This is a genomic window from Absiella sp. AM29-15, assembly GCF_003434225.1.
GTDB classification, from domain to species: domain Bacteria; phylum Bacillota_I; class Bacilli_A; order Erysipelotrichales; family Erysipelotrichaceae; genus Hoskinsella; species Hoskinsella hominis.
In genome coordinates this window covers 1-15,570 of record NZ_QVFL01000020.1, presented here as the reverse complement: position 1 = coordinate 15,570, position 15,570 = coordinate 1, and the positions used below count along the sequence as shown (strand labels likewise).

Genomic DNA, 15,570 nt, shown 5'->3' with positions numbered 1-15,570 from the left:
TAAATAAAACGTTTACACGCAGACTTATTATAGCGTAATTTATGGAAAAAGAAAAGAAAAAAGTCATGAAACAAACATGACTTTTTTACATTTTTCAGAAAAATCCAAAACGGCTTTTCGGTTTTGGCATAAATACAAATTCCACATCCACATGATAGGAATCTAAATCCACAATAGCATAAGATGGTCCACGGCCATCACGACTTCTCCATAATGAACCCGGATTGATGAGTCGTACACCATTTACCTCATCATCTGCGGCAATATGTGTATGCCCGTAAAACACGATATCACAATCTAAGCTTTTTGCTTTTTCTGCCATCTGTTCCAATCTGTGTGTATACATAAAATGATGAGAATGGGTGATATAGATTCCATGTCCTGCGATATGCAATGTTTGTTCCTCTGGATAATCGTAATAGATATCATTATTTCCACGTACTGTGATAAATTGTGGATAGCATTCTGGATATGTTTCTATATCCCCGCAATGAACGAATGCATCCGCATCTGGATATGTTTCTAATACCTTATCTAACGCTTCATCTTTTCCATGACTGTCACTAACAAGTATAATTTTCATTTTGATCACCTACTGTAGTAAGTATACCAAAAATCCATGAAAGAATAAATAATTATTTCAAAACATTACTTCATTATATGAAATATCTTGCAGGGAAACTGTTTTTGCTTCATCTTGTAAAGAAACGACCACATCATCAACCAGCACCTGTACATGTTCTACACTTGGAAGGCTTAATAAAGATAAGGTGAGTGAGTCGTAAACATCCTGCTTTACGGTTTTATCTGCGCCTAAGATATGTTCATCCAAAGATACCTTTAATGTTCCTTTCTCAAAGCTCATGGACTCCATTTTGATACTGTCTTTTACCATTGGCTGTGTCAGGGTACTGGATACTGATACATCTTCTATGATTTCATTGACTTTGGATTCTAAAGAAGAGCGTGTGGATGGATAACGTTTGCTTTTTGGTACCATATAGGTATTTCCCTGTACCTTCTTGGTATAATAGACTGTCATTTCATCACTTGTATGCAAAGCAGACGTGGATGTTTCAAAATGATTGATGCCAATGCTGCGATTTAATATCTCTGGAATCGGTGTAGAGCCATTTGGCATTGCTGTTAATGTTTCCCCATTCATCATTAACTTGACACGTTCTACATCATGAAACTGCGTTAATCCCCATGTCAAGGATTCTAATATACGTAATTCATTTTCTTTTGTATAATTTTTTAAACTGTCATCAAAGTCTACTGCGATGATCCCATTATTGATTTGAAAGCTGTCCATATGCACTTCTTTCGTGAATAATGGAGAAAAACCTTTCAGGCTTTGTTTCCCACTCATATAGCCAAGCATGATATTGACCTGATCCTCTTCACTCATTTCCTCATCCACAGGAATACTGATAGGAATCAGGGTTTTATCATGATCCATCATATAAATCTGCATGTGATTACCTGTTGTTTCACTTTGAATGACAGGTGTTGTTGCCTCTTCTGTTGGAAAGAAACGGATGGATGCATATGCCGCAATGGCAATCATCCCGAATAAGAATGCAAATTGTTTTTTAAAGCGCTGCATACCTTCACCTCTGTCTTAAGTTTATGAAGGCTGATACATAAAAAGAACGTGCACCCTTTGCGAATGCACGTAATTCTATTTTTCAAATACACTGAAATCTATTTCTTCCATCGCTTTATCTTCATCATGCATAAGCTTTGCTGCCTGTTTTCCAACATAGCGAAGGGTATATGGCTGATACGCTTTTTTCGTCACATCTTCTTTATGTTTTGGATATCGTATCACAAAACCATATTTATATGCGTTTTCTTTCAACCAGACGGCCTGTTCACGATCTTCTTCTTTTTTCTTTTCTTCACTGTCACCTTTGTTATCATTAGGTTTCAGGGTAATCGTATAGCCAAGCTGGTATTCGCTTTGTCCAGGATGATCCCAATACATCGTAAAATCTTTTGGAAATTCTTTTTGTTTGCTCTCATACAGTGATATTTGATCTTCATAAGATAAATAGCCGGTTGTAATGACCATATCTCCATAGTTTTTACGATTGATTTCTTTTGCTGCCTTCATCAATTCTTCCAAAGGTTTGACGACTTCTTTTTGAATCATGATATCATTAGCATTATCCACGATAGAATCATGTGGCAGGGTGGTAATTGTCACTAAGTTTTTTGGTTCATATGTATATATCGTTTTGGATGTATTTAAAATCGTATACATACTACTTGGATTTGCGATAAGCTTTGCATGTTCTCCATAGGTATATCCTTCATCATAAAAACGTGTTAAAACATTATAAGAATAATATGTCAAAAGGTTTTGTAATTCGCCATATTCCATATGTTCTTTATACTTATTGATGAAGTTTACGATATATGACTTTTCTTCTTTTCTGGTACTCATAGCTTTGGTATACCATAGTGTATTTTCTAATGTAAACCCTTCTTCTTCAATAAAAGGAAGAAACTCATCCGGTTCTATCTTTTGAGCAACTAGATAATTGATTTGTTCTGTATCCAGATGCTCTAAGACGATGTCACGTTGTTTTTGTGTAAGTTCATAAGGGTATCTTGCTAGTTCATCATAGTGCTGGTTCATCGCATAAAAACAACCACCAAATAAAGCAATCAAAACTATGATAAACAACATTCGTTTGATTTTCATCATAAACACCTCGCATTAGTCATTATACCATAAAGTAGGAATAAAAAGTCAATAGTACAAAATTCGTAAGAATCTATAATAGAAAGAGCAGGCTCTTTCATGTATGTATACGTCCAAAACAGATATGCAGGTACAGCTGATCATTTTTTTCATATAAATGGCTGTTTAATATCGGCGCATGAAATATGATGGGTTCTTTCATCCATGTATGTGGTATCATCAGCATCTGAAACAAATGGATGCCTCTCCAGATAAAGCCAGAACCGATCACATGTTTTAATCCATAGGCAGAATGAGTCCTGATACAATCTTCCATATGCTTCATTTCCTGTGGACTCATCTTTGGCAGATACGCCTTTGCGTAGCCTTTGATGCGCTGTGATAATTCATACTGCTTTTGACATCGGCATTGTTCTTTACAAATGGTTTCATACATCTGCATGGTTTTGTTCATTTCGGTTTTCAGATAACGAAACTGCGCCGGTGTCGTTTTTAATACATACGTCACTTCTAAGTTCTTTTTCATAGACAATTACCTCCTACTTATTTATATACGTAAAAAAGGTACAAAAATCCTAAAAAAACTTCTGAAAATTTCTTTCAGAAGCTTTTTTGTCTATAATTTCAGTTCATCGAGCTTGATCAATTCCACGACTGCCTGTGCTCTGCCCTTAACTCCAAGCTTTAACATCACGTTGGATATATGGTTTCGCACCGTTTTATCAGAGATATGCATTTTCTCTGCGATTTCGGCGGTACTATAATTGTCAATCAGAAGATCGAAGACTTCTTTCTCGCGTTTCGTCAATATTTTCTGCGTAGTATTTACCCCCTATACAATATCCTACCTATCTTTATGTTATGCTTCATTTCCATTTTGGTCTGTGTTATGTAGAACATTATATAAGGTTATGGCTGTCTTTTCAGGAATCACCTGGGCGATTTCCTCAACACTGGCCTCTTTCAGACGTTTTAAAGATTTGAAATGTTTCCAGATCTCTTTTTTGCGTACTTCTCCAATTCCCTCCACTTCATCTAAAATGGACTTGGTCATGGCTTTATTACGGACACGACGATGATAACTGATCGCAAAACGGTGCACTTCATCCTGCATCTGTGTCAACAAGAAAAATAAAGAGGAATCTCGTGGCACTGGAATGATTTTTCCATTGCGATCCATTAGATTGCTTGTACGATGGTTATCATCCTTTACCAAGCCACACAAGGTCAATGGGATATCTAATGCATCCAGAATTTCTTTTGCGGCTTCAATCTGTAAATAGCCACCATCCACAATCAATAAATCAGGAAATCTTCCACGTTCCTTCAATAAGCGGAAATACCGTCGGTAAACGACTTCTTTCATGGAATCCAGATCGGATACATATTCTCCTAGTTTATATAATCGATAATCTTTCTTGCTGGCTTCCCCATCCACAAATACAACCATGCCGCTGACATTAAAAGAACCGGATATGTGAGAGTTATCGAAGATTTCGATACGGTGGATTTCTTTTTGTAGAAGGTTGGATAATTGTGCCATCGCTTCTTCTTTACGACTTTCTTTACGTTCTACCAGTTCAAATTTTTGTTCATGGGCATTTTTCGCATTGGCTAGTACCATTTCTACCAGTTTTAATTTATCCCCGCGTACCGGCTGTAAAATCTTAGTATCCAGGATTTCCTCCAGCTGGGTAATATCATATTCTTTTGGTATTAAAATCTCCTGTGGCAATGGATTTGCGCTATAATACTGGGCAACAAAGGACACAAAAGCATCCTCTTCCCGTTCATATAATGGTTCAATGGACAAGGTACGCTCTAACAGCTTTCCACCACGTACAAAGAAGCCTTGAATCGAGATATAGCCCTTGTCTACATAATAGCCAAATACATCCCTGTCCTTACGATCTTTAAAGTCAATCTGTTGTTTGGCTGTGACATGATGAATCGCATGGATCAAATCAAGTTTCTCCTGTGCTTTCTCAAACAACAGGTTTTCGCTTGCTTCCTCCATTTCTTTCTGTAACGTATCTAAAATATCCCTTACATCACCTTTTAAAAACTTACGAATATTTGCGGCCATATCCTGATATGTTTTGGGATCAATCTCATTTACACAGGGCGCAAGGCATTGTCCCATATGAAAATACAGACATTCTTTTTTTGGCAGACGTTTGCATTTGCGTAAAGGATACAGCTGGTTTAACAGCTTTACTGTTTCCCAAGCTGCCCCAGAATCAGGAAATGGTCCAAAGTATTCTGCCTTTTTATCTTTGGTATTGCGTACCACCTTAAGCACCGGTGCTTTTTCTTTTGTGAGCTTCAGATAGGGATAGGTCTTATCATCCATAAACATGATGTTATAGGGAGGTGTATGCTTTTTAATCAGATTGATTTCCAATAAAAGCGCTTCTTTTTCACTGCCTGTAACGATATATTCAAAATCATCAATATTAGAAACCAGACGAGTTGTCTTAAAATCATGTGCGCCCACAAAATACTGACGCACACGATTCTTTAGTTTTTTGGCTTTTCCGACATAGATGATATCTCCATCTTTATTTTTCATCAGATAACAGCCGGGAAGTGCTGGCAGAATTGCCAGTTTATCCTGTATTTTTGCCATATTGGCCATATGTGATCACCTACTTCTTCTGCTTTAAGGTCACAACGGTTGCGCCAAGGCCGCCTTCACCTTGTCCACCCATGACAAAGCTTTCCACTCTTGCATTATGTTTTAGATAATCATGTACGCCGGCACGTAGTTTCCCAGTCCCCATGCCATGAATGATACGTACACGATAAACTTTCGCAAGGCATGCATTATCCAAATATTTATCAATAATGGGAATTGCTTCCGCAACACGCATACCGATAACATTGACTTCCATGGAAAAAGATTTCACACCACTTTTACTGTAGCCTTTACTTTTCTTTTTCTTCTCTACCTGTTTTACTGCCTTGGATATATCATGTATGGTCGTATTCATTTTCATTCCATTGGTCATGACACATACTTTTTCTTTATTGATGGAGATGATATCTCCATAGTAATTCAGTTTATCAATTTTCACATAATCACCGATTGCGAATGTTTCTTCCTTCTTTTCAATGACTTCTTCTTCCTCTTCATCAAGTGAACGTAATGCGCCTTTTAATTCATTGATTTCATGTGGTTTTGCGTCTGTTTTCATTTCCTTCAACAGATCAATGATATCATCTGCTTCTTTTAAACGTTCTTCAAGACGGCTTTCTGCCTTTTCCTTGATTTCATCTAAAATTTTCTGTTTTTCATTCTGCAGTTTTGTTTTTTCATCCTGCAGCTGTTTTTGAAGCTTTCGTACATCTTCCAGTTTTTCTTCCAGCTGCTGTTTTAATTCGTGATTTTCCATCAAAGAAGCTTCCAGCTGTTCCATCGCTTCTTCCCCTCTAGTCTTAGACGCTTCCTTGCGTTTGCGTGCTTCTTGCAGGATGGCATCTTTTAAGCCATAACGTTTTGCGATTTCAAAAGCATTGGATGTTCCAGAGATTCCCTGAATGTAATGATACGTTGGACGAAGATGCTCCATATCAAATTCCACACTGGACAATAATACATCCTCATGATCTGCGCCATATGTTTTAAGTGCGGAATAATGTGTTGTCGCAATGACCATCGCATGTTTCTGACGTAAATCATCTAATATCGCAACTGCCAGTGGTTCTCCCTCTTTTGGATCTGTCCCACTGCCTAATTCATCTAATAATACAAGTGATTTTGGTCCTGCATGATCAACGATATATGCCATTTTAGAAATATGGGAAGAGAACGTGGATAAAGATTCTTGAATAGATTGATCATCTCCAATATCCACAAAGATACCATCAAACATTGGAAATATCGCTTCCTGGGCAGCGACTGGAAAACCTGCCATACTCATGGCCGCAAACAAACCGATCGTTTTTAAAGTTACCGTTTTCCCACCCGTATTACTTCCAGTAATCAACAGACTGTGATAAGGTGGTGTGATTTCATATGTATTCGCAACAACATGATGTGGATCAATCAAGGGATGACGTGCAGATTTAAGATATAATCGCTCTGTTTTTTCTTCAATACTTGCGATACATCCATCAAACTGTTTACACCACTGTCCCTTCGCAAAGATACTGTCTAACAGACCATATGTATCTAGATTGCCTAACAATTCATGACCAATCAATGCCACTTCAGCGCTTAACATTGCCAAAATCTTTTCAATCTCTTCTTTTTCTTTACTGATCAGACTCTGTAGTTTATTATTCAGATTTACCAAAGAACGTGGTTCAATATATGCGGTCTGTCCACTGGCACTTTCCCCATGCAGCATACCCTCTACACTGTTTTTTTCACTGATTTTCACTAACACACATGTACGCCCATTACGCATGGTCGTAATTGTATCCATTAACTTATTTGCATTGCGTGAGATAAACTGCTGGACACTAACGGATATTTCCTGTGTACATGTATGCATCGCTTTTCGGATATGTTTTAGTTCACTGCTGGCATTATCATAGATTTCATAATTTACATTGATACATGCTTCAATCTTGCTTGCACATTTCATATGATCACTTAAAGAATCTACCAGCTCCTGTATGTATGGTGTTTCAATTTCACTGCTTTTCATATATTTACGCATACTCTCGGATGCACGAATTCCTTCTGCTATCTGACGCAGCTCCTGAGGTCGAATCGTGATTCCCTTCATCGCATCCTCTACACTCAAGGATACATCATGTATACCGCCAAAAGGCATATTTCCATAACGTACGACTAAATCGTACGCTTCCTTCGCTCTTCTTAATTCACGATTGATCCACAATAAATCATAATTGGGATATGCTTCTCTTATTTTTTGTTTACCAAGGGAAAAGGAACAGTGATGTACAAACTGTTCTTTTACCTCGTCTAATTGTAATGCTTCCTGTTTATCTTTCATCATCTTTCACTATTCAGGCTCGCCATGATTGCGTTTACCTGTTCCTCCTTTAAATTCTGTGAAACAAGCCAGTCATGAATATTTTCAACTTCCTGTTTCGTTAATGTTTCTTTTTCATTGATCAAATCGAATACAGCGGATATCTGCTGCAGTGGTTCTTTCGCATAAAACATCAGGGTATTCATCATTGGTTCACTATATTTTAAAAGACTGCCTTCTACATATGTATTGCCTTGGGATATGAAAGGAAGTCGTAAAATCAATGTTGCCACAAACATCAAAACAACTGCCTGTATCGCACCCAGACACAAACCTGCTACCTTATTGATTGCGGATACCACGGGGATATCAGAGATGGCTTTTATTAGTGGCTTTAAAAATAAAATCACGATATTTAAAATCACAAATAACACCACAAAGATGAATAACCGATTGATATTATCATATATAAATGAGCTGATCAAATCATTTTCTATGGGCAGCTGACTCTTTGGATATAAAGACAGCATACGAGAAATCGGTGCGGATATCCACCATGAAAAAATGCCAACAACCACAAATCCTACAATACTGATGAGTTTCATCAAAAACCCCTGTTTATATCCGCTAAATAACAATAATGCGAAAACTATGACCACAACAAGATCGATCATCAACCATGTATTTTGTTCAATATTCATATCTAACACCTACTTTTGCTTTCTTATTCTACCACATTTTCTATACGAAATATATGCGGGATGCCTGTTTTTATGATAAAATAACAAGCACGAGGAGGTATTTTATGAGTACAAAAACAGTCGTTTTATCAAAAAAAGAAATCATGGATTTAAAAGCCCGCTATCCTATGGCACAGGAGCGTAAAACACCTCCCTATGCAATCTATCAGATCAAATTAAGTGATTGTGTCATTACTGCTTATGAATCAGGAAAAGTTGTTTTTCAAGGAGATGGCGCCGATTATCATGCGGACAGTTATGCCATCATTGAAAAGAAAAAAACCACAAAAGAAAAAGGCAGTTTTCGTGAGCAGCTGTATCCCCAATGTGGAAGTGATGAAGTTGGTACCGGAGATTACTTTGGACCAGTTGTTGTTTGCGCAAGCTATGTATCCAAAGAAGATGTCGCATGGCTTCGAGAACTAGGCATTCAAGATTCTAAAGCCGTGGACGATACCAAAATACGTGAGCTGGGGCCAAAGCTGATGGAACGCCTGCCACACAGTTTATTAATATTAAACAATGCGAAATATAACCGTATTCATGATACAGATAATATGGTTGCGATTAAATGCAAGCTACATAATCAGGCTTTTGTACATCTAAAAAACAAAGTAGAAAACTGGCCGAATTTTGTGATTATCGATCAATTCGTACAAGGAAAAAGTTATTATCGTTATCTGAAAGAAGAACCACAGGTCATTCGTGATATCCATTTTGAAACAAAAGCAGAAAACAAATATCTGGCAGTCGCAAGTGGATCCATCATTGCCCGCTATGCCTTTCTGTTATCCTTTGACGCGATGGAAAAACAATATGATTTCCATTTCTTAAAAGGCGCAAGTAATAAAGTAGATCAAAATATCCGTGATTTTGTGAAACGCTTTGGAAAAGATGAGTTATATAAGGTCGCAAAGCTTCACTTTGCAAATACTAAGAAAGCTTTGGGGTAATAGGATACACCTTACGAAGCAATATTTAAAAATTCGATGAAAAAAAGCGTATGTATAATTTTACGCTTTTTTATTGGTCTTTTTTATGAATAGACAATTCCATTTGATATGGCAGTTGTTCCAGCTGTACACCAGCTGCCTTCAACATACGTTTACTTGCTTTTGTGCCATCTGTATCTGCGTATTTATCAGATTCATAGACAATTCTGGAAATGCCGCTTTGAATAATCGCTTTCGCACATTCGTTACATGGAAATAAAGATACATAAATACTGCATCCACGTAAATCAGAATTGCTGTTTAAAATGGCATTTAATTCCGCATGTACAACAAATGGATACTTTGTCTGTGCGAATTCGCCTTCACGATCCCATGGAAATTCATCATCACTGCATCCATTTGGAAATCCATTATATCCTATTCCTACAACACGATGATCTTTTGATACGATCACTGCCCCCACCTGCGTAGAGGGATCTTTACTACGTTTTGCGCTTAAATGCGCCAGTCCCATAAAATACTCATCCCAAGTCAATACATCTTCACGTTTCATGAAAGCTCCTCCTTTGCATATTGTTTTTCAAAACAACGCTGTAAATAATTTGCATACCCATCAAGCGGTGTATGTCGATAAACTTCAATTAATTGTGTATCTACATCCTTATGAATCGGCTGTACCGTAGATACCTGGCTCATCATAAATGCTAGCGCCACTAGTAAAAAAGCCCCGGATAATCGAATGTTATTTTTCAAAAACATGTATTTTCTGCCTCTAGAAAATAATATTCCCATAAACAGTCCACACACAGCACCGCCCACACATCCAATCATCGGTACCCCAGATACGATTAACATCAACAGACCAAACCAAATAATCTTGATCATCGAAAAACGAACTAGTGGAATCCGCCAGCTGCCATTACTGAATAAGGCAGTAAGATAAGCGGCAATCAGACCGACAATACCAGCACTCATGCCATAACTGATCGTGTTGCCGGCTGATATATAAACAAATATATTGCCAATGACAATGGATACCAAAAAGATCCATACATATTGTTTCTTTTGATACATGCGTTCACATACCTTGCCAACGCTATATAGCACAAACAGATTGACCATCAGCTGAAAAACATCCCCATGAACAAAACCCGCTGTAAATAAACGATAGAATTCATGTGCAGCGACAACATTCAATTTATAGTAGCCTCCACTCACCAACACCCCCATTAAGGCATCTTTGCACAAGATACTCATGATATAGGTTATCACCATCCAGATAACGCTAATGACCATAAGTATTACCGTTGCCTTTGGACGGGCTGCTTTTTTGGCTTTTTCCAAAGACTCTTTCTGTTGAATCAGCTGAGCTTCTTCTATTTCTTTGCTTAATTTCGCATATTCATCTTGTACATTTTCTACATCATGAATGATATGATCAATGCCTGGAAACGTTTTAAGAATGGATGGATTGCTCACCTGATCTTTGGTAATGCGAATCTGCGTCAATAATGGATTTTCAATTGGTGCACTGTCTGGATGCACATTTAAAATCATTACCGGACCCTCACGATGAATCAGATTTAAAATCAAACGGTGAACATTTCGGATATAATCTGTATCGGAAAGTGTACACGCATTTTCTTTGTTACAGATACGAAGCACCGGATAATCCTGAGAGCGGGCATTCATCAGCCATATATCTTCATTATGCTGTTGAACCTTTACAATCGTATAGTCATACTGCGTAATCAAATAATGAAGCAGCTGCATGGTATATAAATCATAAATCGTAATATCCATACGCTACGCCTCCTTTGCCCTGAGTTCTTCAAGAATCTCTTCAAACTGCGTTGGCAAAGGAGCTTCCACTGTGATGGTTTCATTGGTTTTTGGATGTACAAACGTCAATTGATGTGCATGCAACAGCTGTCCACCTGTTTTCATGGTTTTACGATAGCTGTATTTTTCATCACCAACGACGGGATGTCCAATATATTGCATATGTACACGTATCTGATGTGTTCTTCCAGTTTCTAAACGGCATTCTACTAATGTATATTCTTTAAAACGCTCAATTACTTTAAAATGGGTTCTGGCATCCTTTGAATTACTGGCTGTTACTGCCATCTTCTGACGATCATTCACATCTCTTCCAATCGGTGCATCAATTGTCCCAAAATCATGTGGGATAACACCATGAACAAGTGCATAATACAAACGATTGACACTCTTTGTCTGCAGTTGTTTGGATAAAGATGCATGTGCCATATCATTTTTTGCGACAATCAGCAATCCTGTCGTATCTTTATCAATACGATGAACAATGCCAGGACGTAAAACGCCATTGATGCCACTTAAATCTTTACAATGATACAATAAAGCATTGACAAGTGTTCCATTCTGATTGCCATTCGCTGGATGCACCACCATACCTTTTGGCTTATTGATCACAATGACATCCTCATCTTCATAACGAATATCCAAAGGAATATTTTCCGGTTCTACTTCCAATTCTCGATCATCTTCCATTTTTAATACAATGGTATCATTGGCTTTTACTTTATAATTTGCTTTTTGTATATTCCCATTCACACATACCTGCCCTTCGTCGACAAGGGATTGGATACGGCTTCTTGATAAAGCTTCATCCTGTGCTGCTAAATATTTATCTAAACGTGTCTTAGCTTCTTCTTCACTTACAATATAGGTTATTTCTTTCATGCCTTTACACCTCGTTCTTCCAGCAGTATATCCACTATGATCAAGAATACCCCAAAACACAGTGCCATATCCGCAACATTAAATACTGGGAAATCATATCCCAAAATCAAAAAATCCAAGAAATCACGCACATGCTGTAGCATAACTCGATCAATTAAATTACCGACGGTACCTGCCATCATACATACGATTCCTGTCTGAAACAGTATATCACCTTTTTTACTTTTGATATAGAAATACACCATAACCGCAAGCGCAATGATGGTAATGATATAGAAAAACCACATTTTACCTTCCAGCATACTCCATGCTGCACCTGTATTTTGTAAATACGTAATTCTAAAAAAACCGGGAATCACATCCATTGACTGCTGAAGCTGCATATTCGTATCAACGATCCACTTTGTAATCTGATCTATCATCAATAATACGACAAACAATATTCCATGTTTTATTTTCATACAAAACACCTTTCTATCTTGTTTTCTTTTCAAAATTTGAAAACCCTCATTATTATACCAAAAAAAATCGCACTTGGCGATTTTAATGTACATTTTATGAAAGAAACGAGATAATTAGGAAAGTTTATAAATAAGGAGGTTGAACGAACACTACGTTCACACGAACTCTTCCTTTTATAAAATGTATAGAATAGATTTATTTCAAAATCTGATTAAAGTATATCACTCGTTTCAAACATTTTCAAGATATTTTACAAATATTTTGATTTATTTTCTGAAAATTATTTTCATTTTGCGTTTTTATATATATTTCGCATATCTTTTTCATCTAATTTCTTTACACATCCAATTGTTCGTTTTCCAAAGAAGCTGCACTTATGCGCCAGTTCTCTGATATCCTCATCACTGACTTCAAGCCCTAATTCATGTAAAGAAATCGGCATTTGAATTGATGTAAAAAATGCTTCCATTGCCTCGATTCCTTTTAATGCGCAAACATGGTCGTCTTCTTCTTTCATATCGAAAAGTTCTCTGGCAAGTTTCGCAAACCGTTTTACATCTGCTTCATATACATATCTTGCCCAGCTGCCCCACACAGCACTTAATCCAGCACCATGTGCAACACCATATTTTCCTGATAATTCATGTTCCAGCTGATGACATGCCCAATCGCCGATTTCTCTTGGTCCACTCATACCATTGTGTGAACAGCTGCTTGCCCACATAAGCTCTGAGCGACTTTCATAATTCATCGGCTCTTTCAAAACAATTGGCGCATGATGAACTACTGTCTTCAATACACCAAGCGCAAAATGATCATAGATTTCCATCGGTTCTTCACTGACAAAAAAGCGCTCTAACGTATGCATCATAATATCAACCGCACCACTCATACTTTGATATGGAGGCAACGTATATGTTAATTCCGGATTCATAATCGCAAAACGACATCTTCCATAATCATTTGTCAGTCCCCGCTTCAACTGACCATTTTCATTGGTTATGACACTGGAGTTACTCATCTCACTGCCAGCAGCCGCAATTGTTAGCACACATCCGATTGGAAGACAGCCTGTAACTGTACGTTTTTTCTCATAATAATCCCAAAGATTTCCTTCATTTACAACACCATAGCCAATTGCCTTTGCGCTGTCAATCACACTTCCTCCACCGATTGCCAGAATAAAGTCAACACCACCTTTTTTACATAAAGCAATGCCTTCTTCGACTTTAGATAATACTGGATTTGCGACAACACCACCTAGACATACATAAGCTAATCCAGCTTCTTCTAATAGATTTTTGATACGGTCCAAAAGACCACTTCTTTCAGCACTATGTCCACCATAATGCAGCAACACTTTCGTTCCACCATACTGTTTAATATATTCTGCGACATGGTTTTCCTGTCCTTTTCCAAAATACACCTTTGTCGGTGCATAATATACAAATTGATTCATAAACACATCTCCTTTTCTTTATGATATCAGAGTCCCGACAGATATTCACTCCCTATGATATTTTCAGCAGAAAATTTCATTCACTTTTCCATACATTTTTTCAGAAATGTATTTAAATCTTACACAAGCCAATATTATTTATAGGTTATTTTGCTTTTTTCAAAAGTTTTTTAGGATTTTTACTTTTTTTTACGTATATATACTTGTAGGAGGATTACTGAAATGTTTTCTTTGAAGAGAGCGTATGTACTTTATCTTTAGGGTTTTTATGGTGAATCATTTCTTCATAGTCTGTTTGACCAGCATTTGTATCACGTTGATCAAGACACTTCCCGCTATCTTAAGAGAAGTATGCAGATTATATGAATGTAAGCTGAAGTACAAAAAGAAAAAGAAGTAATTAGTTTTTGGGAAGAATGGTGAGCCTTCTCCTTTTCTCATGTTTTCTTTGTTTGCGTATGCATTACTGATACATGTCTATTATATCAGCTTTTTTATGGTTTACAATAGGTATTTATAACTTTTTTTAGTTTCTATACACTCTGTCATATATTCTAATCATTTATTTTAATTTTTATACGATCAAGCTTTTCTTTTGAACATGAAATTCAACAACATCATCAATAATTGCTTTATGGAATATTTTCAAAAAATGTAGTTAAATCTTATACATGATAAATTTTTTATATTATTTATAGGTTATTTTACTTTTTTCCAAAAGTTTTTTAGGATTTTCACTTTTTTTTACGTATATATACTTGTAGGAGGATTACTGAAATGTTTTCTTTGAAGAGAGCGTATGTACTTTATCTTTGGGGTTTTTATGGTGAATCATTTCTTCATAGTCTGTTTGACCAGCATTTGTATCACGTTGATCAAGACACTTCCTGCTATCTTAAGAGAAGTATGCAGATTATATGAATGTAAGCTGAAGTACAAAAAGAAGAAAAAGAAGTAATTAGTTTTTGGGAAGAATGGTGAGCTCCTTTTGTACATAAAGAACTCTCATTGATTCAGTCCAACTACGAAATTGAAAAGGAGAAGCGCGCCTGCTTCTCCTTTTCTCATGTTTTCTTTGTTTGCGTATGCATTACTGATACATGTCTATTATATCAGCTTTTTTATGGTTTACAATAGGTATTTATAACTTTTTTTAGTTTCTATACACTCTGTCATATATTCTAATCATTTATTTTAATTTTTATACGATCAAGCTTTTCTTTTGAACATGAAATTCAACAACATCATCAATAATTGCTTTATGGAATATTTTCAAAAAATGTAGTTAAATCTTATACATGATAAAAATTTTTATATTATTTATAGGTTATTTTACTTTTTTCCAAAAGTTTTTTAGGATTTTTACTTTTTTTTACGTATATATACTTGTAGGAGGATTACTGAAATGTTTTCTTTGAAGAGAGCGTATGTACTTTATCTTTAGGGTTTTTATGGTGAATCATTTCTTCATAGTCTGTTTGACCAGCATTTGTATCACGTTGATCAAGACACTTCCCGCTATCTTAAGAGAAGTATGCAGATTATATGAATGTAAGCTGAAGTACAAAAAGAA

14 protein-coding genes are annotated in these 15,570 nt (G+C 36.5%); 1 reads left to right on the top strand and 13 read right to left on the bottom strand.

All coding sequences use genetic code 11. The features are described from left to right. Positions 1-94 precede the first annotated feature (94 nt). The 8 genes from DW761_RS17475 to DW761_RS17440 all read right to left on the bottom strand — a co-directional run bounded on the left by DW761_RS17475 (position 95) and on the right by DW761_RS17440 (position 8,360). Positions 95-583, bottom strand: a complete 489-nt coding sequence (locus tag DW761_RS17475; protein WP_117452295.1) for a metallophosphoesterase family protein — start codon at positions 581-583, stop codon at positions 95-97. Positions 584-640: 57 nt separating this feature from the next. After that, positions 641-1,609: a GerMN domain-containing protein gene (locus DW761_RS17470; protein ID WP_117518916.1), complete on the bottom strand. Its 969-nt coding sequence runs from the start codon at positions 1,607-1,609 to the stop codon at positions 641-643. A 75-nt stretch (positions 1,610-1,684) separates the two neighbouring features. After that, positions 1,685-2,716: a M15 family metallopeptidase gene (locus tag DW761_RS17465; protein WP_317286400.1), complete on the bottom strand. Its 1,032-nt coding sequence runs from the start codon at positions 2,714-2,716 to the stop codon at positions 1,685-1,687. A 94-nt stretch (positions 2,717-2,810) separates the two neighbouring features. Further along, positions 2,811-3,239 (bottom strand): hypothetical protein, encoded by a 429-nt coding sequence (locus DW761_RS17460; RefSeq protein ID WP_117452301.1) that lies wholly within the window; start codon positions 3,237-3,239, stop codon positions 2,811-2,813. A 90-nt stretch (positions 3,240-3,329) separates the two neighbouring features. Continuing rightward, positions 3,330-3,521, bottom strand: coding sequence for a helix-turn-helix domain-containing protein (locus DW761_RS17455; protein ID WP_117452302.1), 192 nt, complete (start codon positions 3,519-3,521; stop codon positions 3,330-3,332). Positions 3,522-3,572: 51 nt separating this feature from the next. After that, a complete protein-coding gene (gene uvrC / locus DW761_RS17450) occupies positions 3,573-5,351 on the bottom strand; it encodes an excinuclease ABC subunit UvrC (protein ID WP_117518914.1) in 1,779 nt (592 codons plus the stop codon). 10 nt (positions 5,352-5,361) lie between these two features. After that, on the bottom strand, positions 5,362-7,680 hold the full coding sequence (locus DW761_RS17445; protein ID WP_117518913.1) for an endonuclease MutS2: 2,319 nt from the start codon (positions 7,678-7,680) through the stop codon (positions 5,362-5,364). After that, the gene (locus DW761_RS17440) at positions 7,680-8,360 is read right to left on the bottom strand and encodes a CvpA family protein (protein WP_117518912.1); all 681 of its coding nucleotides are present in this window, start codon (positions 8,358-8,360) and stop codon (positions 7,680-7,682) included. Before DW761_RS17440 ends, DW761_RS17445 begins: the two co-directional genes overlap by 1 nt. 104 nt (positions 8,361-8,464) lie before the next feature. Here DW761_RS17440 and rnhC point away from each other — a divergent pair, with 104 nt between their 5' ends. Next, positions 8,465-9,352 (top strand): ribonuclease HIII, encoded by an 888-nt coding sequence (rnhC, locus tag DW761_RS17435; protein WP_117518911.1) that lies wholly within the window; start codon positions 8,465-8,467, stop codon positions 9,350-9,352. A 70-nt stretch (positions 9,353-9,422) separates the two neighbouring features. Here the strand turns inward: rnhC and DW761_RS17430 are convergent, their stop codons facing one another. The 5 genes from DW761_RS17430 to DW761_RS17410 form a co-directional block, all read right to left on the bottom strand. Continuing rightward, entirely contained in the window at positions 9,423-9,905 is a 483-nt protein-coding gene (locus DW761_RS17430) for a deoxycytidylate deaminase (RefSeq protein ID WP_117452312.1), read from the bottom strand. After that, positions 9,902-11,155 (bottom strand): rhomboid family intramembrane serine protease, encoded by a 1,254-nt coding sequence (locus tag DW761_RS17425; RefSeq protein ID WP_117518910.1) that lies wholly within the window; start codon positions 11,153-11,155, stop codon positions 9,902-9,904. The genes DW761_RS17430 and DW761_RS17425 overlap by 4 nt, the downstream gene beginning before the upstream one ends. Positions 11,156-11,158: 3 nt before the next feature. Beyond that, on the bottom strand, positions 11,159-12,076 hold the full coding sequence (locus DW761_RS17420) for an RluA family pseudouridine synthase (RefSeq protein WP_117518909.1): 918 nt from the start codon (positions 12,074-12,076) through the stop codon (positions 11,159-11,161). Next, complete coding sequence (gene lspA / locus DW761_RS17415; RefSeq protein ID WP_117452318.1) at positions 12,073-12,537, bottom strand: signal peptidase II; 465 nt, start codon at positions 12,535-12,537, stop codon at positions 12,073-12,075. The genes DW761_RS17420 and lspA overlap by 4 nt, the downstream gene beginning before the upstream one ends. Before the next feature lie 287 nt (positions 12,538-12,824). Beyond that, positions 12,825-13,997 (bottom strand): iron-containing alcohol dehydrogenase, encoded by a 1,173-nt coding sequence (locus DW761_RS17410; protein ID WP_117518908.1) that lies wholly within the window; start codon positions 13,995-13,997, stop codon positions 12,825-12,827. Positions 13,998-15,570: the final 1,573 nt, after the last annotated feature.

Excerpts from the sequence above, each read along its gene's own strand:
- DW761_RS17475 (WP_117452295.1), bottom strand. The coding sequence starts at position 583 with ATGAAAATTATACTTGTTAGTGACAGTCATGGAAAAGATGAAGCGTTA.
- DW761_RS17470 (WP_117518916.1), bottom strand. The coding sequence starts at position 1,609 with ATGCAGCGCTTTAAAAAACAATTTGCATTCTTATTCGGGATGATTGCC.
- DW761_RS17465 (WP_317286400.1), bottom strand. The coding sequence starts at position 2,716 with ATGATGAAAATCAAACGAATGTTGTTTATCATAGTTTTGATTGCTTTA.
- DW761_RS17460 (WP_117452301.1), bottom strand. The coding sequence starts at position 3,239 with ATGAAAAAGAACTTAGAAGTGACGTATGTATTAAAAACGACACCGGCG.
- uvrC (WP_117518914.1), bottom strand. The coding sequence starts at position 5,351 with ATGGCCAATATGGCAAAAATACAGGATAAACTGGCAATTCTGCCAGCA.
- DW761_RS17445 (WP_117518913.1), bottom strand. The coding sequence starts at position 7,680 with ATGAAAGATAAACAGGAAGCATTACAATTAGACGAGGTAAAAGAACAG.
- DW761_RS17440 (WP_117518912.1), bottom strand. The coding sequence starts at position 8,360 with ATGAATATTGAACAAAATACATGGTTGATGATCGATCTTGTTGTGGTC.
- rnhC (WP_117518911.1), top strand. The coding sequence starts at position 8,465 with ATGAGTACAAAAACAGTCGTTTTATCAAAAAAAGAAATCATGGATTTA.
- DW761_RS17430 (WP_117452312.1), bottom strand. The coding sequence starts at position 9,905 with ATGAAACGTGAAGATGTATTGACTTGGGATGAGTATTTTATGGGACTG.
- DW761_RS17425 (WP_117518910.1), bottom strand. The coding sequence starts at position 11,155 with ATGGATATTACGATTTATGATTTATATACCATGCAGCTGCTTCATTAT.
- DW761_RS17420 (WP_117518909.1), bottom strand. The coding sequence starts at position 12,076 with ATGAAAGAAATAACCTATATTGTAAGTGAAGAAGAAGCTAAGACACGT.
- lspA (WP_117452318.1), bottom strand. The coding sequence starts at position 12,537 with ATGAAAATAAAACATGGAATATTGTTTGTCGTATTATTGATGATAGAT.
- DW761_RS17410 (WP_117518908.1), bottom strand. The coding sequence starts at position 13,997 with ATGAATCAATTTGTATATTATGCACCGACAAAGGTGTATTTTGGAAAA.